The sequence below is a fragment of the Psychrobacter sp. Pi2-51 genome, from assembly GCF_904846665.1.
In the GTDB taxonomy this organism is placed as follows: Bacteria; Pseudomonadota; Gammaproteobacteria; order Pseudomonadales; family Moraxellaceae; genus Psychrobacter; species Psychrobacter glaciei.
On the sequence record NZ_CAJHBP010000009.1, the window covers coordinates 90,286 to 115,071 of the forward strand.

The following is a 24,786-nucleotide window of genomic DNA, read 5'->3' on the forward strand; positions in this document are numbered from 1 at the left end:
GCTGAATGACTTCCTTGTTACAGGTAGCAGGCGACAGGCCGCCGCTCCATCATGTGTTGCAGTCATATAAAGCTCAGGTGACAATATAACGCAACGACCCTTTAGCATCTTGAAGAAAAAGAAGCATAACAAAATCAAAACTCGTGCTATATATCTAATTATTAAACGATAATCACTCTATATTATAGGCGTTTATTGATAGGTTGTTTATGGCTGTAAAGAAATGGCGAAATGACAAGTATTTTTTAAATAAATAACGATTAGTTATTAAGTAAATATTTGATGGCTTTTTAAGAGAATATGCAGAATGTAACAATTTGAATGACAAGGAAAAATTCAGATAACTTGAGATAATCGCGATGTGTAAACATAAGATGTATAGAAAATAAGAAGTACAAAATATAAATAATTATACTACAAGTCAGAAATTTGGCATCTGGTCACAAAAAACCTGCCATCTATCGACTCTTTAAGACATTTTTTACAATTATTCTATAAAATAGCAAGTTACATGATTTATACATTCATCTGTTAAACTGGTAAGCAATAGATCCTACAAATTACACATCAGATGCCTAATATTGTATTTTGTCATTTCGTTATTACTGCTCACTGGATAAACCATATTTTTCTATCTATTAAACTGAACCACCATTTGTAACCGTTATCTAGATAATAAATCAGTTATGTTTGTATTACATACATAAAAGTTCTCGAATGAATAAATACATAAAAGGTGACTATATGCATCAGTCTCAAGAAATTCCAGAAGCTACCGATATTTATTCATATCGCAGATACTTACAACAAATATTGGCTGTAGTGGGAGTTTTGCTCTTTTCTTTAGGTAGTGGGTCTGCTTTTGCGCTTACTTTGAATAATGGCTCTGCTACCTCTTGTCCTGCTGGCTCAACTCAAGGTTTTTTGAGTAATAGTAGTTATTCTCCTCTTAGGAACAGCTTCAATAGCAGCTATATTGATATGACTAGCGTAAATGCTCCTACTAGTAGCACAGTAGTCAATATCCCACTTAAAATAAAAATGAGTATTGCCGATTTTAACGTTAGTAGTAGTGCTATTACAAACGTTAATACACTAACAAGTGGTGGCTATACTGCTATTAGATTTTCAGGAAACACACCCAATAATAGCTCTGTTCGTAATGAGATTACGTTAGATTTTCAGAACACTGCGAATAGTGAGCCTCTTTTTCTAAATAAAGTAGCACTCAGTGCATTTGATATTGATAAATCATCTAGCGGAACCAGCTATTGGGACGATAATGTAAAGTTCGTTGGAACTACGCAGAGTAACGCTACTGTAAACGGTGTATTTCAATCCATATCTGGCTCTAGTGTTATTAATACTAGCGGAGAAGGTTTGAGACTAGATACAGACTTCAACTGCGGTACTACTCTTGAATCCAGATGCCAAGGATCGGTAGTTTTTAGTGAGCCTGTTAAATCAGTAAAGATGATTTATACAAATACAGACAACGATACTACTAACAATATCTCAAGTCGAATTTTTGACTTTCGTTTAGATAGCTATTGCTATCAGCCTGCTTCGTATGAGATTACAAAAGATGATGGGACAGACAGTGTAGGTACAAGCAACATTACTAATTACCTGATTAAAGTTACTAATAATGGTAATACGCCCCTAACTAATATTACCTTGAAGGATCCAATCGTTACTGGTCTTAGTAAACAGAATGATATCAGTTGTGATAGGACAGATAGTACAGATACTTGTGCTATAGCACCAACTAGAACGCAGTTGGAAAGTACAGGTGGTTTCAATATACCAAGCCTAGCGGTGGGCAAAACTTATAGTATAAGGGTACCTACCAAAGTCACAGCATCTCAAGGATCAACGGTTACTAATACGGCGACCATCAAAGCAAGTAATTTAGATTTGAAGGCTGCAAGTGATAGTAATACTGTTACCTCTATATTTAGTGGTGGTTCTCCTGTAGCACCCGCGAGTTGTCCAAGTGGGCATAAGATGTTTTATATTGGTAATAATGCTCCAGACTATACTCCTAAAGAGATATTACCTATTGCTTGGGTAACGGGTAGTTTATCTAAGGAATATGTCTTTGGTAACATAAAATTTAACTTATCCTTTACTGATCAAATAAATTTACGGACAGGTTACCCAACTGGTACTAATTTCACTGATGCAACTGCCAACGCTATTAACATGTATCATGATAGTTTCCGTGCGCCTATCGATCATCGACTAACAGCGACTATCAATAAGCCTGTATCTAAGTATGGCTTTGTCGTTCAGGATTTAGATGCCAATCAACCCGGACGTTATATAGAGTCCATAACACTAGCTTCTTCTGGCGGTGTTTTTTCGAAAACTGAAAACAAACCATTCCAGCTATCCAATGGTAATCAAACCATTTCAGGAACAGCTTGGGACAACTGTAATACAGCAAGTCCTTGTAACTTCAATATCGACTGGGGTTATAAACCTGCTTCAACTCCTTTTGCGATAACTCACGGCAATCCATACTCTGAAGGCGCTACCACCACTTCTGCTGGTGCTTATGTAACTGGATATTCCGACTTTTACTTCTGCTTAGCACCGCCAAAGCTCGTAGTAAAAAAAGCGCTCAATGGCAATCGTGTCAACGATTCCGCAGACAGTGCTGATCAGTTCGAGATAAAAGTAACTGGAGACTCTTTATCTGCTAATTCATTTACCACTACTGGCAATGCTGCTACCATTAACAATGGTACTAGTGATTTGTTGAGTTTAGCTGAATCTAAAACATATACTATTAGTGAGCGCGTCATAAATGGTTCGGTAAGCAATTATAGTGCTACTTATATTTGCAACAATGCAACTACGGGAAGCACTTTTACAACTACGAATGGTACTGCAACCCTGAACGCAGAAACTATACCTACTCGTTCGTTTACTCTATCAAACTTAAACTACGGCGATGAAATCACCTGTACGATTACCAATACTCCATCGGTATATACTTTTACTGGCTTCGTATTTAATGACAATGGTGGAATTCCTTCTAATGAAAATACTAGGCAAGATATTACTAGCACCTTCACTGGCAACGCTAACTATTTCAATGGTATTTTTGACAGCAGCGGCAACAATAAAGAGTCAGGTATTGGCGCTAGCGGTCTTCAAGTACGCTTGACAAACTGTGGCACTGATGGCGGCACCGATATTGCTGGTACTACCGCACAGAACATACCAGATACAGCCACTTCAGGTCTACTGTTGGGCCAATACAAATTTACTGTACCAGGAAGTACCATAGCGACATTATCCCCTCAAAAAGTTTGTGTCGTGCAAGTAGAGCCAAGCAATTGGGTCTATAGCGTCGATACTACACCAAACACTCGTGAAGTCACTTTAGTAGCTAATACTTTTGACTATAAGACAGAAAGTAATAATTTACGTAATCTAGACTTCGGTGAAGTTCAATCCAATAATACTTCTATAGTTTTAATTAAGTCGCAATATGTCCATAGCTGTAACATCAATTCTAGCTATAACGGTACGAGTGATACGCCTTCTCAGACGCCTTTGTTTAGCACTGCGGACATAAACAACATAGAGCCTGGAAAATGTATCGCTTATAGAGTAGAAGCCTATAACCGAGGCCATGTTGATTTAAATGATATTCAGATCACAGATACCCTGCAAATCACTCCAGTTAAATCTATATTCGTTTCGCCTTTTCCTTTAGGAAATCCAGTTTCTATCAACGAAAATACAAGCACATTACCCGTAGATAAAATAGTTTCTAGTAAATTCAACTTGGCTAAGCCTACTGGAACTTCTCCTACAAAGGCGACCCTGTATTTCAATACCAAGTACGGTACCAGTCAATAAACCCATGTACCGTATAAATGCCTTAAAAAAACTGCCTATCTGGTCTCTATACTAGATAGGCAGTTTTTTGTCTTAACCGTTAGTTTCAGTCATATTTCTTATTTCTATCTGAATCTTACTTGATACTTAGCTGTCTTCTAATCCTTTTTAGATAAGCGTTTCTAATAGAAGCAACGACACCATTCAACTACTTCAACCTGCCATTTGTCACTTTTTCAATGACTTTGTGTCGCTTGTTTGTAATCATGCAACTATCTAATAAATAGTAGTGATTCAAGCGAGAATTATAATATGAAAAATATTAATTTTTTACGTACCGCTTTATTGGCAACCTTAACTTCTGCCTTTTTGTTAAATACCGCTTACGCCGATGATGCACTGAAAATGAACCTAACCGCTAATAAAATGGTCAAAAATGCTGAAGGCAAAGTCACTTATGTACCCGTAAGTACTGCACCAGCCGGTACAGTCATTCAGTACAAAGCAAATTATACCAATACGGTTAATAAAGACATCAATGATCTGATGGTGACGTTACCTATCCCTACTAGCATGACCTTCACTGGTGATGCCATGCCTGCCAGCGCGCAAGCTAGTATCGATGGTAAAAACTATGCAGATATGCCGCTTATGCGCAAGGTTGATGGCAAGCTAGTCAAAATTCCATTAGCTGAATACCGTACGCTACGCTGGAATATCAAATTACTGCCCGCTAATAAGTCTGCTGTCGTGGCGCTAAATACAAAGGTTAGCTAATAAAAGTTGCTTGTCTCATATATAGCTTATTGAATTAACCGTTTATTACCTTTCATCTCGGAGCACCTTATGAAATCAAATACTTTTAAATATAGTCTAATCGCTGTTGGTGTGACTGCTGCACTAGGTATAACCACCACTGCTATGGCAGCAACAAGTGTTTCTAGCGATACCACTGTTGACATAAGAAACGTGGCAACAGCCAGCTACAGCGTCGGCACTGTCGCGCAAACGCCAGTGACATCGAACACAGTGACTGTCAGAGTATCAGAGAAGCTGTCGTTCTCTTTGGTTTCAAACAACCCAGATGGCAACTCTCCTGACGATTCAAACGTGAATGAAGAAGTGGCACCCAATGGCTTTGCAGTATTTCAGCATACGTTGACCAACACAGGTAACCGTAGTGATAGTTATACGCTTAAGTTAGAAAATGTGACTGGCGACGATACTGATTATGATCTTACTGCCTCTGCCTCTACCGTTTCGTACTCTATTTATAATGAAGGGCAAGTCCCAGGTGCAGGTGTTACTCCTGTCTCCTCAGAATCTGGTATTCCTGTCAGTACAGCAAACAACCAAACCATTACCCTAGAAAAAGGTCAATTCATTAAGTTCACTATTAATGCCAAGACTAATGGTAATAAAGGTGGTAACAAACAAAATCTCAAGTTAAGCGCTACCAGTACGCTTATCCCTGCGACTATTCCAACTAAAACACTGGTTAACACTGATGACTCTGTCACTAAATTACCAACTTTTAGCATCATTAAGACGTTTAACAAAGCTTTAGATCTTAACAATGACAATGATACGTCAACCTATACAATTGTAGTCAAAAACCCAACTACCACATACTCTGCTAATGCTACTGATATTACTATCACAGATAATTTGCCTACAGGTTTGCTCATAGCGTCAGCATTGACGACGAATAGTATCGTCGTTGCTGGTAATGCAACTAAAGGCACGCTCAGTCAGACTAGTAAAGGCTTCGAGTTAACGGGAGTGAACATTCCTACAAGTGGAAGTATCACAATTAATTTCACAGTCAAAAAAGACCCTGCTGCTGCCCTAGCTAATAATGCATTGAATCATGTTAAAGTCACTGACGATTTAGATAATATTCCAGCGACTGACAACACGCTTATCGATAGTACAGACAGCACTGTTGAAAACGTTAGTAGATTCTACCTCGTCGATGACACCGACTTTACTAATGGTACGGTCGCTACTGGCAATGATGGTAATGACTCAACTCAACCTTTTACGACCATTAAGCGTAACTTGACGCTCACCAATCCAACGACTAAAGAGATTGCCCCTAGCACCTCTACTACAGATGCTGTTGGTCAAGTCACTCATCAGACCATTATTACCAACACAGGCAAAGATATTGAAGGTAAAGACAATCAGCTGACCTTCACTATCACTGACAGCAACAAATCAAATGCTGTGAACCTAGTGCCTAACTCTGTGACGATCGTTTATGATCCAGATGGTCCTGCCGGTCCTTTAGTACCGCAAACCGCCATCTCTATCGCACCTACAGTCGTCAATGGTGTTAATACTTATAACATCACAAGTAAACTGACTGCTGGACTAGCACCTAATAGTACGGTAACTATCAATTATAATGTCTCATCTAGCAACGCGCCTTTGTTCACACCAGAGAACTCAACGACTGCTACCACTGAGAGTACAGTAGTTACTGTAACAGCTGCGGGTACAGGTGCACCTACTGTGCCTTCAATTACAGATACTACCAACGTTAAAGGTCTAACTTTGGTCAAGAGCCAAGGCTTAGATGCTAATTGCGATAACGTCGTTGATACTACTTTTAGCAGCTCATCTGATCCTCTTGCTGCCTTACCTGGTCAATGTGTTATCTATCAGATCGCGGCATTTAACAACTCTTCAGCGGCACCGTTAGGATTCAGCATTACTGGATTGACCATTTCGGATTTATTATCTAACTTTTCAGACAAAGCCGATTATAGAGACGGTACAGCGGCTACGACGGTTACGGCAAATAGCACCATTAATACTCAAGCAGCGATCAACGGAAATGCTATCAGCACAAACATCTCTACACTGGCGCCTCAAGGCACTGGTACTATGAAATTTGCTGTGAAGATTAAAAACAATCGCACGGTAGCACCATAAATAGGTAGCGTTTAATAGTGACTAACTGTTAGTTTTATTTACCTGAGCAAAATGTTTATAAGCATCACTAGATGCTTATAAACACCCATAATTTGACACCCTTCCCTGTTACACTCTTGCACGGTCTATCTCTTATTTTCAGTCAGTATCACGTCTTATTTGTAGATCCTTTATCAAATCTTATTACCCATCGCATTCTTGCAAAATCATTGCTTAACGGCTAAAAAAAATTACATTATTTTCCACATAAAATATATTTGAAACAAAATTTATGTGCCTCATTAAGTTTTTTGAGGTATTAAAGTCAATTTTTTCAGCCTTACTAGTGGTTCAATGCTGCTAAGTACCTTGATATTTATGACTTTTACCTTTGGAGTACTTCAAACTACCATTTGTCATCTTTATGATGATTGGTTGTTGCCAATTTGTAATAATGCCTTTACAAAATATGTAATTCATCGTTGTTAGCAATTTTTACTGTCCATTAGTAGCTTCGCTGTAGATATAACTCTTATAATGCCGAGTCAAAATCAAACTAACAGCTGCGATACAAGCAAGGGATATACTATGAAACACCTCAATATCTTTCGTACTACTTTATTAGCTACTCTGACCTCTTTGTCTTTGCTAGGCACAGCTCATGCTGACAATGCTCTAAAAATGGAGCTGACGGCTAACAAAGTTGTTAAGGATGCCGACGGTAAAGTCAGTTATGCACCGGTCAGTACAGCACCAGCAGGTACGGTTATTCAGTACAAAGCCACTTATACCAATACCGTAAATCAAAACATCAGTGATCTAGCCGTTATCTTACCGATTCCTGCCAATATGGCGTTCAACGGCGAAGCACTACCAGCAAGCGCGCAAGCCAGTATCGATGGCAAAAACTATGCCGATATGCCACTCATGCGCAAAGTCGATGGCAAAATGGTCAAAATCCCCTATTCTGAATACCGCACATTGCGTTGGAATATCAAATTACTACCCGCCAAGAAGTCTGCCGCTGTGGCACTCAATACCATTGTCGAATAGTTCGTTTTTAGGACTTTTCATTTATACCCTTTAGGAGATTTACCGTATGAAACCTACCCTATTTAAATACTCGATTTTGACTGTTGGTATTGTGACCGCTATGGGTCTCGCTAGTACAGCCAATGCGGTAACTGACGTATCTTACAACCAAAAAGACGCGTTTTCTGTAAAAAACATCGCGACAGCGACCTATAATGTCACTGGTAATAATACTCAGCAAACCGCTGAGTCTAACGAAGTAACCATCAAAGTCTCCGAAACAGGTGCGTTTAGTTTAGTTGCAACTGGTGGTGCTTCTGCTACTGACGATATCAATGAAAACATCAATATCAATCCACAAGTAGGCGCAACGGTAAATTTCACGCATACCCTTAGTAATAACGGTAACATCGCGGATACTTATACGATTAATCTAGCGAACGAAGGTGGCGATGATTTCAACTATACTCTTGCAGATAGCAAGATTACTTATCAAAAGTTAGATGCTAATAATGCACCTGTGGGCAACGTTGTGACTATCCTTAATGGAGAAACAATTAAGCTTGCACCAAATGAGTCAGCAGCTATTACGATTGCTGCCGCAGCAGACAAAAATGACAGTCGTGTGATTGGTGATAACGGTATATTAGATGTCACTGCTACAAGTGCTTATCTAACTGGTAAAGGCGAAGCAGGAACTGCTACCAACACTGATAACGCAATCACTGTATCGCCTATCTATGCGATCACTAAGTCAGCACGAAGCAATCTTGGCACCAAAGTTATTGATTTGAATAACGTCAATGCTTACGTTGACTATACTATTACTGTCAAAAACCAAGGCACTGCCGATGGTACTGCCGTCACGATCGAAGATGTGATGCCTGATGGCTTAGTTGTGATTCAACCTAATGAAGCTAACTATGTTGCTCCCACCACAACTGGTGGTAGTAGTAACCAGACGCCTGTTATCTCAACTGATGGTAGAACGATCACCGTTACTGGTCAGAACATCAATCAAGGCAACACCATCACTCTCAAGTTCCGCGCTAAGAAGTCAGATAATGCAACGACTGGTAGCGACTTCGTCAACTACGCTATCGTCAGAGATGATGTCGATGGCGACGGAATCTTTGATTTAGTTGATAGTTCAGGTGATGCTGCCGATACAGTTACGAACGAGAACAACTACGAAGATCCAACCAATCCTAATATTGGTAAAGATAATAATACCAATGCTACGGTGACCGCTCAGAACCAGAATCGTGACATCAACATCACTGACGGTATCAATAAAGAAGTAGCCTTACAAAGTAGCGCTAACGGCTACACTTATACTATTAGCAATGATGGTAGTGCCATTACAGAAGCAAAAGCCAAAGGTGATGTCCTATTCACGATTACACCAATAACAGATATCGTTCCGGTTACTGTTGGTCAAGTATTTGTAGACACCAACAATAATGGTGTGCTTGATACTGGTGAGACAGTATTAACGCCAAATGCACAGGGTCAATATGACTTAAATGAGGCTGTAAATGCAGGTTTGACTCCTGGTCAATCGGTTAATATTGGCGTATTGGTCAATACCAATGGTTCAGGCAGCAACAAAGGCCAAGATAGCGATATTGGGAAGTTTGAAACCATCACTATCAAAGTATTGCCACAGACAATAGTAGATGGCACGCCAGCCCCTACTGACAACATATCTACGACGTCAACGACGACGATGCAAGGTATTGATTTATTCAAATTCCAAGCAGCGGCGGCTTGTGGTACTTCGCCATCGACCATTGCTAATAGTCAATGGGTAACGACTGAAGTCACTGCCAAAGCTGAGCAATGTGCATTCTACAGACTAGAAGCTACTAACACCTTCACCAGCAACACAATCACCAATGTTGTCTTGTCGGATACTTTGGTCAACACATTGACTTATCAAAATGATTTTGAGTCTAAAACCTCAGTGAACTCACCAGCTGCGACGTCAAATGTTTCTGGTAAAACCATTGTTGGTACGTTTGGCACATTGACAGGAAAAGAGAAAGGAACTATTTATTTCTCTGCCAAAATATCTCAGACCGGCACTAACACTGCACCATAATTAACAGCGAACACTTCTTGTAAGGAGTTTTCTTAAGCCGCTTAAGAAAACTCCATCTTTACCATTTACAACTCATATCTATAGAAACTATATTTTCTTTCATAAGTAGGATTACCGATTATGCGCCAGATTGTATTCTCGTCTCGTAACCCTCGCTACCGTGTAGGCGCATTGTCTGCGTTGGCAGCATCGATGCTACTTATGCAAGCAAATATCGCTCATGCCGAAGACGGTAATGGCGTGACAACGATTAATAATATTGCACAAACCAACTACAATGTCGGAACCAGCAGTCAGTCAGGCTCGTCTAATCAGGTCACCTTTAAATCTTTAACCTTGCCTGAGTATGATGTCAGCATCACTCAGCCAGCACTAAAAACTGTCAATGCTGGTGATACAGTTCAATGGATAAATGTACTTTCAAACAATGGTACGTATGATGAGACGGTTACCTTAAGCTTCGATTACCCAAGTAGCTTATCTAACTTTACGGTATACCAAGATGTTAACAAAAACGGCATCATTGACAGCACAGACAAGCAGATTGCGATTGACGGCTTAAGTGCTCAAATTGCTTTGGGTCAAGCTGAAAATATTCAGCTGATCATACAGGCTCTGACAGATCCTAACAGTGCTAACGGCGATACAGCAGCGATCAAAATTGGTGCCGTCGTCATCGAAGACGAATCCGTTACAGCAGCTGCAACGGATAGATCCATAATCATCAAACCTGGTATCGACTTCACTAACGATAAGTTTGATGGTCCCAAAGGTAGCGCTCAAGTTGGCTCTAATGTATATGTAGAAGCCAGCTACGCCCAATGCAACGTTCAATCTGATAAGCCAGATCAAGTATGGATTACCATCAAGTCCTCAAAAACAGGCGATACTTACTCACTTAGAGGAATAGAGACAGGTAATAACACAGGTAAATATCAGCTGTCCGCACCAACACAAAACAATGCCAACGCTATCAATGACAAGATCATCCAGACTGTGGCAAACGATACTCTAACTGCTAATTTAGAAGCTTGTATCAATCCCTTTGTCGATACTGGGTCTGAGCCATTACCGGACGATGGCTCTAACACGAATATCGACAACGTTCTCGTATATATTGATTACTTAGACCTAAATACACAAATCAATATCATTGATGAAAATCCAACCTTAGTTGTGACCAAAGAAAGTGACGTTAAGAGTGCTGAGCTTGGTGATTATGTCAATTACACCATCAATGTGACCAATAATGGTAACGCCACTGCCTATGATGTCCAGCTAAAAGATGCGCTACCACGCGGTTTTGACATGGTCGCAAGCAGCGTTCGTATCGACGAAAACAAGTCTGGCAATGGTGTCGATATCAACCAAGCACAAACCACTGAATTCAAAGCCGATGGCAAATACCAAGTATTAAGCTTAGGTAATATGGCAAACGGCGCAAGTAAAAAGATCACTTACCGTGTATTGATTGGCGCTTCATCATTGGGTGGTGATGGCACCAATCGCGCGACTGCTGTTGCTAGCAACGAACAAGGTCAAAGCTTAGTCTCAAGAGAAGCACAGTGGAAGATTGAAGTAGAGCGCGGTGTCATGAATACAGATGGCATCATCATCGGTAAGGTCTATCACGACATCAATCGTGATGGTATCCAACAAAAAGAAGATGGCGAGCTTGGCGTCGCAGGCGTGCGCATTTATATGGAAAACGGTAACTTTATCGTGACCGATCCTGAAGGTAAGTATAATTTTTATGGCGTTAGTGCCAAGACTCACGTGCTAAAAATTGATCGCACTACCATACCTAGAGAAACCGAATTGGTTACCCAAAGCAATCGTAATGCGGGTGATACGGGTAGCCGTTTCATTGACTTAAAATATGGCGAATTACATCGTGCCGATTTTGCTATCGTTGGTGGTATGGGCGATAGCACGGAACGCTTGAACGCAGAGCTTGTTGCTCGTAGCAAATCTGTGAGCGCTAAAAATGACACTCTTGAGCAAGCCGTAAAAACTGAGCTAACTCTAGACCCTGATTACAATCGTGACTACGATGACAATGTAGAAGCCAGTGGCTGTAACGTCAATGGCGATCTAGACCTTGGTAATCACTGTGACTCTGCTATCGTCAATGAAATGGTCAATCCAGCAGACAGTCGTGTCGATATGGCCGTTACCACGGTAGCGCCACCAGTAGAAAAAGAGCTAGAAGAATACTTGAAAGAAGTGGCTAATAATGATGTTGCCTTTATCAACCTAAGCGAAGGTCAGCAGCTCAGTACTTATAAGCAAATGGTACAGGTCCAAGCGCCTTTAGGCTCTATTTTTACCCTTTATGCCAATGGTAAAGCGGTTTCAGAGCAGCAAATCGGCAAAACGGCTGAGCAAGAAAAGCAGAATGTGACCGCTTTTGATTACTATGCTGTTGATCTAAAACGCGGAAACAATACCCTGCGCGGTGTTTCTACTGACGTAAATGGCAAAGTCATCTCTGAGCAAACTATCAAAGTATTGACGCCTGATAGTTTGCAAGCGATCGACTATCGTACTCAAGCACAGCTAGTACCAGCAGATGGCGTGAGCGATTATCAAGTCGTTATTAGCCTAAAAGACCGTGATGGTCGTCCTTATATCGCTTCGACGCCGATCACTATCGATACCAATATTGGTCGTATCAATCTTAGCGACAGCAGTAAAGACCAAGCTGGTACCCAAGTGATCGTCTCTGGCGGTGAGCTACTAATCCCTGTGACCGCGCCAAGCGTACCCGGTAGAGGGGAGTTGGTCATCGATGTTGGTAGTAGCAAACAAATCATTCCGTTACAGTTCACTGCTAAACTACGCCCTCTCATTGCTGTTGGTATCGTAGAAGGCGCTATTTCACTCAAAGATTTTGATGGCGGCAGTATTACTGATGCTCAAGGTGCATTTGAGCAAGAGCTTAATGATTTTGCTGGTAACGATGACTATACGGCATCTGGTCGTGCTGCGATGTTCCTCAAAGGCAAAGTACGCGGTGACTATCTGCTAACTCTCGCTTATGACAGTGATAAAAAAGGCGAGCGCCTATTCCGTGATATCGAGCCTGGCGAGTACTATCCCGTCTATGGCGATTCATCAGCCAAAGGTTTTGACGCCCAATCTACCAGCAAGCTTTATGTTCGAGTAGATAAAGGCCGCTCATTTGCCATGTATGGTGATTTAAAAACTCAAGTCGATAACGACGAAGGCATCAAACTTGGTCAGTACAACCGTACGTTGACGGGTGTAAAAGCACAGTATGAAGACAACAACACTCGTGTTACTGCCTTCATAGCCGAGACCAGCACCAGTCAGCGCGTTAATGAAACTCGTGGTTTGGGTATCTCAGGTCCTTATCCATTGGCTGAAAACTTTGATGCCGTATTAGAGAATTCAGAAACGATCGAGGTTATTACTCGCGATGCGAATAATCCAGGTTTAATCGTCAACCGTGAAACCCTTACCCGCTTTGCAGATTATGAAATTGATCCTATTAGCCGCAGCCTATTCTTAAAAGCCCCTATCGCTAGCCAAGATATCGATGGCAACCCTATTTATCTACGAGTCACTGTAGAAGTAGACGAAGGCGGTGAAGAATACTTGGTCGGCGGTATCGCTGCCAAGCAACAACTGAATGCTAAAGTGGCTATCGGTGGTAGCTATGTCAACAGTGACGATCCACTTAATAAAGAAGAGCTGGCCAGTGTCAACAGCGTTATCAAATTTAGCGATAAGCTAAAGTTAGTTGCCGAATATGCAATGAACAAAGCTGAAAACCCAAACTTTCAACCAAGCAATCAGATTAATGCCGATCTTTTAGAAGGTAACGATGTCGAAGGCGACGCACTACGTATCGAGCTTGACTTTGATAACAAGAAAAACACCCGTGCCAAAGCTTATTATAACGACACAGACGAAGGCTTTGTCACTGGCGCCTCGCCGCAGACAGCTGGTCGTACTGAATCTGGTGTTGAAGTTACTCATACATTAAACAACAAGCAAACGGCACTTAAATTTGAAGGCGTGCGCACTGAAGATCATACAACCGAAGCCAATCGCGAAGGTGTAGAAGCAAGCATTGAACAGCGTCTAAGTCAGAATATCGTTGGCGAGATTGGGGTGCGCTACTACAAGCAAGATGCGACTGCCGCCTCACGTAATACCCAAGCAGCCACTGACGTGCTAGATGTCACCGATGATACAATATTCAACGATGACATCATCAATCAATCAGCACTCAATGGCGTCAGTAACGCTGACAAAGATATCGAAGGGACGACTGCCCGCGCCCGTCTGACAGCACGTTTGCCCAAGCTGAACAACTCGTTAGTGTTTGCCGAATATGAGCAAGATATTGACAATAGCGAACGTAATGCCACCTCTATCGGCGGCGAGACGCCACTGGGTAGCTTAGGTCGCTTATACGCCCGCCATGACTTAATTAATAGTTTGTCAGGTAGCTACGGTCTAGATGATTCTGATGAGCGTCAGCGTACGGTCGTGGGATTCGATGCCACTTATATGAAAGACGGTAAGGTTTACAGCGAATACCGTATGCGTGATGCAATCAGTGCACGCGAAGCAGAAGCAGCTATCGGTCTAAAAAACAAATGGTATGTCCAAGAAGGTCTGACCTTAAGCACACTATTTGAGCGTGTCGAGTCTTTAGAAGGTGAGGAAGATAGCACGGCAACCGCAGCGGGTGTCGGTGTTGAGTACCTAGCCAAAGAAAACTACAAGGCTTCAGGGCGTTTAGAAAAACGTTGGGGCGACACCAGTGATACCCTTCTCGGCAGCGCGGGCATTGCTTATCGTTACACCGATGATATTACTTTATTAGCAAAAGATATCTACTCACAAGTAGATTACAACGATGGTCATCGCACCATCAACCGTTTCCAGCTTGGCGCTGCATATCGTGATTATGATAGCAATCAGCTCGATATGCTTGCGAAGCTTGAGTATCGCCTAGATGACAACGCGACTGGCAATGATCCTTATCAAAAAGATGCGATTGTTTGGTCATGGAGCGGCAACTACCACCCGACTCGCCCATTGACGCTATCAGGTCGTTACGCAGGAAAATACACGGAGTATGATGCGGACAATATCATAAGCGATAACACAGCTCATGCTGTCTATGCACGCAGCTTATACGATATTAGCGAACGCTGGGATATTGGTTTACAAGCAGGTACTTACTGGAATAAACAAGCGGATGATATGTCTTATATGCTGGGTGCTGAAGTGGGCTATAGCCCAATGACAAACCTTTGGTTATCACTCGGCTACAACTTTATGGGTTTTGAAGATGAAGACATCGCTTATGATGATAGCACTCAAGAAGGTGCTTACTTTAGACTACGCTTTAAGTTTGATGAAGACTTATTCAAACGTGAAGACCCACGCAAAAACAAACGTCTGACCAGTAATTCTACGTTATAATTTAAATGTTACTTTGCTATTATTCATCGGTTAGTCACTCATAAAGTCAGTCTTAATAAGAGTAAATATCCACACTTATTACCTTAATATAAGGTCAGTATTATGTTGTACTCTGCGATTAAAGCAATAACTTACAAACAGCCTATCTATACTGCGCTCTCAGCAGTATTACTACTGGCAACTGCGTCATCAGCAGTGGCAGCAGACAGCCATACTCAAGCTACCACTCTACAAGCCAATGACTATTGTGATAGTGAATTGCAAAGCAAAACGCCTGCTTATAAATATCAAAGCACACATCAACGTGCTATGCAGTGTATGCTGACACAATTAAAAGAGTATCAGAAAAAAAGTATGAGCGCACGTCAGCAATACTTTGCTTATAAAGCGCAAGCTTGGCTGACCTATGCCATCCATCAAGACAGCATGAATAGTCGCTCAACTGCTGGGCTACAAGCAGCACAGTTTGCAGAAACCATACTACACGCGCTAAAGAATGATACGATACAAGACATCAGCCTGCATCAAAACATTCCCTCCAACTCAGCCTTGATGCGACCCGATCTGTGGGCAACCCTAAGCGCCCTAAAAGATAGTGACGGTATTACTTCAGCACCACGTGAACTGGCTTTCAGTGAGGTTTCTCTCATCTGGGCAGCGACCAATCAATGCGAGCGAGGCTGGCGCGAGTCAGGCAGCCACTTTCGCATGGCAGACCGTTGGCTAGAGCAAGCACGTGAAGCCTATGTGAATGCCAATGATTCGCAAACCAACGTTGCTTTGCAGAATTTAATCGTCAACTATTATGAGCAATATGCGCCTTTAGATACGAGTACTGATATTTGCCGTGGGCAAATATTAACGCCGATCCGTTAGACCAATCATAACCATAATGAGCAAAGACAGTAGACACAAAAAATCCGACATATGATGTCGGATTTTTTTATTTACTTAGGGCGTGTCATCAAAATGGCTAAATTGCAGAAAGACTAGCGATTCTTACGTGGTAGTTTTTCTGGTAGGTAGCAACGCAAGTAAGCAATAAATGCGGTGTTCGCTTCTTGAATATACTCATTGGTGATACTTTGATGACGGCGATAAGATAGGGTAAAGATAGCATTTACAATACTATAGGCGATCAATAGCGTGTCTTGAATGTCGTGGAAACTCGGCATCTCATAACGCTCTGACAAACGCTTATAAACCAAATCAACGATTTGATGATCGATATCTTCACCAAAACTATCGCCCTCAAAATCAGGTGTATTAGTGTCATAAACAAGCTTGGCTTTGGTTTTATCGTTATGGAATATCGTCACACACTTATCGATAAGTGCCGTCAAATAACCCTGCCATCTATCATAATTACCGATATCGACCGTTTCTACTATTTCTAATATTTCGATTGCATTCAAAAAGCGTAATGCTAAAAATATTGCTTCGATATTAGGGAAAAAATGATAAGCAGAGGCTCTTGGAATGCCGGCTTCTTCACATACAGCAGCCAAAGTAATATCATTAATAGCTTGTGTTTCGCTCAACTTTTTGGCACCAGCCAAAAGTTTCTGACGGCGTGCACGGCCTTGCTGACTGGTGAACTTGAATTTATTCGGTACCAGTTTTTTTGCCAGTTCCGAGTCTACCAACACATCTTCAATCTTTTCGTCTTTGTTTTCGCTCATTATAAATCTCTTAATGTTGTGCCCTATCTTTATAAATATGGTCTTCATTGGACAGTATTCATTCTAAATCTAAGAAAGACTGTTCGTTAGTTGGTAATACGGGCTAATATTACCGCTCTATATTCAATGAAGAGGCATCATAAACGCTTGTACACTATCAAGCAAGGGACATGCATGGGTTAAAAAAGAATGTATCAATTAACAACATAATAGGGTTAATCATGAAGTTTTATTTTCGCCCTTATAATACCATGATCGATGACTCTATCGGCATAATCCCACTTCAAATGGTCATTAAAATAGTCAACTCGTTCAACTTGACCAAGCGCAAACTTGCTATCAGGCAAGAATTCTTCTGAAACAAACAACTGATCAATCACTTCTGGCATACCTTGATAGATATGGGTATACGCTACATCTTTCATCCAGCCATAACGCGCTTGGACACGAGCGGCATCAAACAAGGCAACATCACGCATGCTTTTGTCGTAATTCACTTCGCCAGTTTCAGTCATCAATTGCGTGGTCACACTACCCGTGACATCGTTCATATCACCGAGTAAGATTAAGGGCTCGCGAGTATGCTTTAAGCGTTCGATAATAAACATACGGATGGAGGCCGCTTCTGCTGCCCGCATACATAAGCTACGAAGTTTGGCACGAATACGAATATTAGGGTCATCCATATCTTCTAGCAAATTGCCAGCTTCATCACGTAAGAAAAAAGCGCGCTTGCTTTTAAGATGAGCCGTAATAACAGTAATTGGTTGCCCAAATGCATCGACTCGCAATACCAACGGTGGGCGATTAAAGCGTTTATAAGGACCGATATCAGGAATATCAATCACCGCCTTTGGTGCCACCTCTTCTAATAAAGTTGTCTCTAGCTGCTCAAAGCGACTAATAATTCCCACTGCAGGCGTATTTTGCGCCCCTCTACCTTGGGTATAAGGGCTCGCACTATCATTGCTTGCCAGCGGAATAACCACATGTTCAGGCTTAAATCCTAACGATACCGCCAGCGCTTCTAACGCCTCACTGTCCCATACTTCTTGTACGGCAATGATGTCGGCATGGGCTTTTTCTAGTAAATCGCTGATACCACGCAGTTTATTTTCATACTCTTTATTGCTATATGGCTCAGCATTTTCATAGTAAGTACGATTGGGATTGGCAAAATTTAGTAAATTAGCAGTGGCGATATAAAATTGTTTATCAATACCTTTATTGGCAGAGTAAGTCATAAAAATCCTAGTGCTATATGTATAGTATGCATTATTATGAATAAATAACGCAACTTGTTCATGATAATAGACCGCCCGTACTAAATCTGTAGTGTTTCGTATTGCTTTATCCTGCTACTTAAAACTCAAAAAATCGATCAACTGATAATGTAGCGAATACTTGCTCCATCAAAGTCATAACACTAAATATTTATATGCATGTTACATCTGTACGTAGTTAGCTGTTCAACAGATTGGCTAATCACATTCGTTTGCGAGCCAATACAAAGGCGATACTACCAATCATAGAAGCCATGACACATAATATCAACAGCTGCACGTATTTGTGCTCTGCGCCAAACACTGGTGCCATCACTGTAATATAGCCACCGTTTTCTAACATATAGACAATACCAGCCATGAGCGCTGATACAAAGCTCACTATAATGGCCCAAGGTTTGACTTCCCAACTTGACCAAATACTAAAAAACACGACAGGTGCTAAAAACAAGGAAACCGTACCACTAATAGCCACCGCATCAAACAGGTCTTTGCTACCAGTTGCAATGAAGGCCAAGCCTGCCAGCAAAAATCCTAACATGATTAGTCTGCCATTTCTAACAGTTGGCTTTACCAGTTTCATATCAATGGCTATCAATTTTGCGGCACTGGCATACGTAGAATCTAATGTTGATATGGCTGAAATAATTAAGGCGAAACTAAACAACATCATTACCGCTGGTGAGAATAGCGTATTGAGCGTTTGCGTCACTTCAGTGGCACCGCCTGCATTGTTCAGCTGTGCGAATACACCTAGCAAACCAAACAGAAGGATACAAGCCATCGAAATAGGAGCAGCATAGTAAAATGACTTTTTGGTAGTGGCCCTGTCTGCTAAAAATCCTCGGTCAGTCATAACAGGATCATGAGCGGGATAACTCCATATTTGGATAAATGCAACTATCAACAATATCCATCCCTTGTTGTCAGCGGTATTGGATGAGCTGATAATGTCATCGAAGGAAAACAAGGGATGTGCAAACATAGCAACCGACAGAACAGCAATGGCGACGATCGTCAATAACGCTTGGGCAACATCTGTCTTTAACGCCGTGTGCAGCCCACCAATTGAAGAATAAATTAAGGTGGCAACCGCTATAATCAGTATTAGATAATTCTCATTAAAGCCCACGAACAAGGTGGTGATAAACCCAAATACCAGTAAGTTGCTGAACACCTCACTCACTAATCGAAAACCAATCACTGCATTATAAAGATGCTCACCAGTTGCCCCAAACTTGACTTGCATGAATGTCTGTATGTTATTGAAACCATGTTTGAATCGTAAGCTATCGACAATATGCGCGCCAGTGATAAAACTAAAATAATACATCCCATAAGCCAAAGTACCAGCGATACCATAGAAAAACCCCAAAACGGCCGCATTCATGAGCGACCGTGCAAATATCCAAGTAGTGACTTGAGACAACACCAGCGTCCAAAGACTGGGTGGCTGACCTTGTAAAGACTTACCTTGATAAAATCTGGCGATATCAGGGGCAAGCTCACACGTTTCAGAAGAAGAGTCAGTCATAGTAGCTCTATGGGTTGTTAAGACATCATTAAGATTACCACAACTACCAAGGTTTCAACATGCAAAAAAGCCTCTAGAGCATGCTCTAGAGGCTTTAATATAACTACAATTGCCAAATGTAAAAACTCAGCTATAAAAATACGGAAATGCCGAGGTTTTCTATTTGCTAATGTTACGACACACGATTCCATGCATCCTGTGATGCTCTACGTGCCTCATTCCACTCCATGCGTGACTCACCTTTCACTTCATGCCATGAACGCTCCAAATCTGCTTCATGATCTTCAAAGCGAGCATCCGCAGGATAGCGAGCGCGGTTAGCATACCCTACCGCATAAGCTGGGTGTAAATCACGGTCAAAGTCATGCTCTTCTGTATAATAGTCAGCGTTTGCATGTTCTGCACGCCAGTAAGCTTCTTCATGGGTTGGATCAATTGCTTCAGCTGCTGCATGACCTGCACCGCCACCAACGATAGCGCCAATAGCACCGCCGATTAACGTACCGAGTGGTCCTGCCATCGTACCGATTGCTGCACCTGCAGCTGCTCCACCTAAGCCGCCAATACCAGTACCTACTGGATGTGAGCCTGGCTCACCTGTGATGATGTCAGCATTCAAGTCTTGCTTGGCTTCTTTTGACATATGTTTTACTTCACTGCGATCAATTTCGTCATGGTTACTCATAATATTATCCTTAAATTATTTGTTATATTTTAGAGTTATTAAGTGCTAAAAATTAGCGATATTGCTTGAGTCATTTTTTATTTGATTCATCTAAATTATAGAAATTTATGTACAAGAACAGATAGATAGATTATGTAAACTGTGTCCATATTACGATTGTCTTGCGTTACAGCCTGTATCTTTCTCAAGGTTTTGTACGATGGATTTATGCTTTGAGTAATCACAAACACATGATGCCGCTAGTTTCAGCAAAAAACCCTGTCTACATCTGCATTAACGACCTTGCGATGGCTCGTTGCCATTTATAGAGGTGCTGCTCGCGTTCATCAGCAGACATACTCGGCTCAAATACTCGATCGACTTGCCATGAGGATTGCATCGTTGCTTCATCGTACAATCCCGTCTTTAGACCAGCAAGGAGCGCTGCACCTTTGGCAGTAATTTCCGTGTCTCTGGGACGCAGTACGGGGACGTCTAATAAGTCTGCCTGAAACTGCATGAGCAAATCATTATTGGCAGCACCGCCATCGACTCTCAGTTCGGTTAAGGGATGCGGGCTGTCTTTTTGCATAGCGATTAACACGTCATACGTTTGGTAAGCAACTGCCTCCAACGCGGCACGGGCAATATGCGCTTTGGTCGTGCCGCGGCTCATACCTGTAATACTGGCACTGATGTCCGAGCGCCAATAAGGTGCGCCAAGCCCTGTGAATGCAGGGAGCAGCACCACATCTTCACTACTATTGACCTGCCGCGCTAAGTTTTCGACCTCACCACTTTGCTGAATCATCCCCAGATTATCACGTAGCCACTGGACGATTGCCCCTGCCATAAACACACTGCCTTCTAGCGCGTAGGTGACTTCTTTTTTGGGCGGCTGTAGCATACGCTTGCCAGACTGCACAATTTGATCAAAGGATAAATTGTCAGGGCGCAGCGTTGTCGTCTTTCGTTGCCACGCTATCGTCGTCAATAGCTTATGCTCGCTCAACTTTGGCTGTTGACCGATATTCATCAGCATAAAACAGCCCGTCCCATAGGTGTTTTTGGCCATGCCAGCATCGAGGCAGCCTTGGCCAAAAAGTGCTGCTTGCTGATCGCCTAATACTGCCTGAATAGGGATTTGCTTGGCAAATAAGCCTTTTTTTGTTTTGCCAAAATCACCATCGGATGGCAGGACTTTGGGTAAAATATTCATGGGAATAGCAAAGCGCGTACACAACTTCTCCGACCATGCCAGTTTATGAATATCATACAACAGCGTCCGTGAAGCATTGGTCACATCAATAACATGTTCACCACCTGTCAATTTATAGATAAGCCAACTATCAATGGTGCCGACTGCCACCTCGCCTTTGTGTGCTCGTACGCTAAGCTTGGGGTCATTTTCGAGCAGCCAAGCGATTTTACTGGCACTAAAATACGGATCTAAGCGTAAACCGGTGATTCGCTGCACTTCGTGTGCCATGTCATCGTCTTCATCCGTGCTACCGCTATGAGCCCCACCACCCGCGCTTTCAGCGGCAAGCGTTTTGCAGTAGCTTGCAGTACGGCGGTCCTGCCAAATAATCGCAGGTGCCAAGGGTTTGCCCGTTTGCTTGTCCCACATGACAATAGACTCACGCTGATTGGTGATGGCGATGCTAGTGACATCGGTAGCGAGCAGCCCTGCTTGGTTAATAACGTCATGCGCACAGCTAATCTGAGTTTGCCAAATCTGCTGGGCATCTTGCTCCACAAAGCCCGCTTTGGGTGTCTGTAATGTGGTTGGCTGTTGCACCATTTTGATGGGACGCGCATGATCATCGTATAATATCGCGCGACTCGAAGTGGTGCCTTGATCTAAAGCCAAAATATATCCTGCCATTACTCATATCCTTTACTGGTCTTATTTATTCTATGATTGATAGTTTATATCATTCTCATATTTTTATATTCAGCGGTTTTCATAAATAAATTAACCTACTTAAATTTCTACCAGTTAATAATATCAATAGTCGAAACATAACCTTCATTATTAATAATTAGCAGTAAAACTAAAGTAATGAAATACAAAAAATCATTTAATTATCAATTAGTTAATAGATGAAAAATTCATGATATGATCACGGTTATGTTCTGATAGTTTAATCAATAATAATGCTATTATAAAAGCCAAAACCATTTCTTTACCACATCAAGATTGACTATACAATAGACAACGACAAGATATTGAGGCTTGACCCGTCACGGTTGTGTGTCTAGAGTGTACCCGAATTATGCATGACAAAACTTTAGTTATGTTTTTTGTATTTTGTTTTCCCTTATATTTGCAAAGCGAGAGAAAGTAAGACAAAACATCCTGCTTTTATAGAACTGACTATAATAAGAGCATAACGACGCTAATATGTGGTCGGCTAAAGTGATGAGTATCGCGCGTTGTTTTAAAAAATCTTGCATTCTAATTAATGGCTTATGTGACTTATGAAATTTGCATTATCAACTCTGTCTACTGCTGTGATGACGGTTATGCTCATGGGGCTGTCCGTCGCTACCTCAGCAAACGCTAACATGGATAACGTTGAGTCACAGAATGACGTGCCACCAGTAACGGTAACCCAGATCGTTGACGCTGATGATGAACGACAAACTGGCGCTGCGACGGCTGTTCAGACGGATACAACGTTGTCAGTGGGCGATAATACTGTCATCAATGACCCTGCATCCACCACCATGCATAGCCAAGGCGTTGAGCAACAGAGCCGCCTAGCCACGCTTATCGATCCTATCACGCACAAAGCGGTTGATAATAGCTATCCCTTGGAAGTCTCTAGCTTTTTGAGTCTTGAGCAGGCGCAAAATATCTTATTGCAAGTCTCACCAAAGTTAGCAGCCAATGAAGCCGCCATTGCCGCGAGTCAATATCAGACCGATGCCCTAAAAACCATAGACAATCCGCTGGTGTTTGCCCGCGTATCGGCCAGTGCCTATCATGTGGAAGAAGACATTGATTTATCATCGCTCAAAAACGGCATCGTTAATGAGATCAATAATAGTGTAGATGAGGTTATCCCTCCTATTCCACCAACCACAGATTTGCCAAATTTTGGTGAATTGGTCGGTGAGCGTCTCCCAGAGTCTTATGATTTTAATCGTTCAGGCTCAACGACGGGCGCAGGTATTGGCGTTGTTTGGCCTATTTACACTGCTGGGCGGACAACAGCGTTAACAGGCGCGTCCGATGCCCGTACCCAAGAAGCGGTCGCGGACAGCCTATTAGACAAAAACGAGCTTTATAACACCCTAATTGAGCGCTATTTTAAGGCGCAGCTGGCCATTATCGCTGCCTATTTGCGTGAAGATGCTTATGATACCTTGCAGCAGACCGATCATATGGCGGAGCGTCTGTTCGAAGAAGGCTTTATTTCACGCGTCGACAGACTAGAAGCACAGTCTGCCTTAGCAGATGCTAAAAGCGAATCGGTCAATGCAAATAACGATGCACGCCTTGCGATGATTGCTTTGCAGCGGCTATTACGTACCGATTATCGTATCAAACCAACCACGCCTTTGTTTGTCTCAAGTCGCCCGCTACCTGATGTGAGCTATTTCCAAGACTTGGCACTTGCCAATCATCCAGGGTTACAGAAAGTCGCCGCCAAACGCGCGCAGGCTCAGCAACTGCATGCGTTATCGGATACGGGTTATAAGCCTACGGTTATGCTGTACGGCTACGGACAAGTCGAAAAAGACCCCAGTTGGGTCGCTGGTATCTCTGCCACTTGGAAGCTATGGGGTGGACTCGATAAAACAGCATCACTGGCATCAAGCAACGCCCAAATACGCCAAGCGGATCTCTCTGAGATTGAAGTCAGTGACAATCTATTGTTATTGGTCGAAAAAAATTGGCACGATATAAATAATGCCCAGTCACGTTATCAAGCATTACAGAGCAATGTTGACTTGGCAGCAGAAGTATTGCGCTTGCGTCAGTTGGGTCTCCAAGAAGGCGTAAATACGACGGTCGACGTGGTTCAAGCCCAAACGCAGTCTCTCAAAGCACGAACTGAACAAGCGCAGGCAGCCAACAGCTATGTGCAAGCGCTTGCCGCTCTCATGCAAAGTTGCGGGACGCCACTGGCTTTTAATACCTATCTTAATGCGGCAGATATTCGGCTACCTATCTTGTATAGTGAATGATGATCCCGTGTGAAGAGTAATAGAGCGTGTTGATAAGCGCTTATACT

At 42.2% G+C, this 24,786-nt stretch carries 13 protein-coding genes; 8 read left to right on the top strand and 5 right to left on the bottom strand.

The genetic code is table 11. From position 1 onward, the window contains the following. Positions 1–744 precede the first annotated feature (744 nt). The 7 genes from JMY08_RS06990 to JMY08_RS07020 all read left to right on the top strand — a co-directional run bounded on the left by JMY08_RS06990 (position 745) and on the right by JMY08_RS07020 (position 16,252). Positions 745–3,876: a DUF11 domain-containing protein gene (locus tag JMY08_RS06990; RefSeq protein ID WP_201592531.1), complete on the top strand. Its 3,132-nt coding sequence runs from the start codon at positions 745–747 to the stop codon at positions 3,874–3,876. Between the two features lie 291 nt (positions 3,877–4,167). Beyond that, positions 4,168–4,632 carry a hypothetical protein gene (locus JMY08_RS06995; RefSeq protein ID WP_201592532.1) on the top strand — a complete coding sequence of 155 codons (465 nt, stop codon included), beginning with the start codon at positions 4,168–4,170 and terminating at the stop codon, positions 4,630–4,632. Between the two features lie 69 nt (positions 4,633–4,701). Continuing rightward, on the top strand, positions 4,702–6,795 hold the full coding sequence (locus JMY08_RS07000; RefSeq protein ID WP_201592533.1) for a hypothetical protein: 2,094 nt from the start codon (positions 4,702–4,704) through the stop codon (positions 6,793–6,795). A 567-nt stretch (positions 6,796–7,362) separates the two neighbouring features. After that, on the top strand, positions 7,363–7,827 hold the full coding sequence (locus JMY08_RS07005) for a hypothetical protein (protein ID WP_201592535.1): 465 nt from the start codon (positions 7,363–7,365) through the stop codon (positions 7,825–7,827). 46 nt (positions 7,828–7,873) lie between these two features. Further along, positions 7,874–9,910, top strand: coding sequence for a DUF11 domain-containing protein (locus tag JMY08_RS07010; RefSeq protein ID WP_201592538.1), 2,037 nt, complete (start codon positions 7,874–7,876; stop codon positions 9,908–9,910). Between the two features lie 120 nt (positions 9,911–10,030). After that, on the top strand, positions 10,031–15,376 hold the full coding sequence (locus JMY08_RS07015; RefSeq protein WP_201592541.1) for a DUF11 domain-containing protein: 5,346 nt from the start codon (positions 10,031–10,033) through the stop codon (positions 15,374–15,376). 102 nt (positions 15,377–15,478) lie between these two features. Beyond that, the gene (locus JMY08_RS07020) at positions 15,479–16,252 is read left to right on the top strand and encodes a hypothetical protein (RefSeq protein ID WP_201592544.1); all 774 of its coding nucleotides are present in this window, start codon (positions 15,479–15,481) and stop codon (positions 16,250–16,252) included. A 113-nt stretch (positions 16,253–16,365) separates the two neighbouring features. Here JMY08_RS07020 and JMY08_RS07025 read toward each other — a convergent pair whose 3' ends face one another. The 5 genes from JMY08_RS07025 to glpK all read right to left on the bottom strand — a co-directional run bounded on the left by JMY08_RS07025 (position 16,366) and on the right by glpK (position 22,427). Beyond that, positions 16,366–17,058, bottom strand: a complete 693-nt coding sequence (locus JMY08_RS07025; protein WP_010198157.1) for a TetR/AcrR family transcriptional regulator — start codon at positions 17,056–17,058, stop codon at positions 16,366–16,368. Positions 17,059–17,273: 215 nt separating this feature from the next. After that, positions 17,274–18,302, bottom strand: coding sequence for an endonuclease/exonuclease/phosphatase family protein (locus JMY08_RS07030; RefSeq protein WP_201592546.1), 1,029 nt, complete (start codon positions 18,300–18,302; stop codon positions 17,274–17,276). Between the two features lie 241 nt (positions 18,303–18,543). After that, on the bottom strand, positions 18,544–19,875 hold the full coding sequence (locus JMY08_RS07035; RefSeq protein ID WP_201592548.1) for a hypothetical protein: 1,332 nt from the start codon (positions 19,873–19,875) through the stop codon (positions 18,544–18,546). A gap of 172 nt (positions 19,876–20,047) precedes the next feature. Further along, positions 20,048–20,560, bottom strand: a complete 513-nt coding sequence (locus tag JMY08_RS07040) for a hypothetical protein (protein ID WP_194618730.1) — start codon at positions 20,558–20,560, stop codon at positions 20,048–20,050. Between the two features lie 262 nt (positions 20,561–20,822). Next, a complete protein-coding gene (gene glpK, locus JMY08_RS07045; RefSeq protein WP_201592551.1) occupies positions 20,823–22,427 on the bottom strand; it encodes a glycerol kinase GlpK in 1,605 nt (534 codons plus the stop codon). Positions 22,428–23,023: 596 nt separating this feature from the next. On the opposite strand from glpK, the gene JMY08_RS07050 reads away from it, so the two are divergent. Then, positions 23,024–24,739, top strand: coding sequence for a TolC family protein (locus JMY08_RS07050; RefSeq protein ID WP_201592553.1), 1,716 nt, complete (start codon positions 23,024–23,026; stop codon positions 24,737–24,739). Positions 24,740–24,786 lie beyond the last annotated feature (47 nt).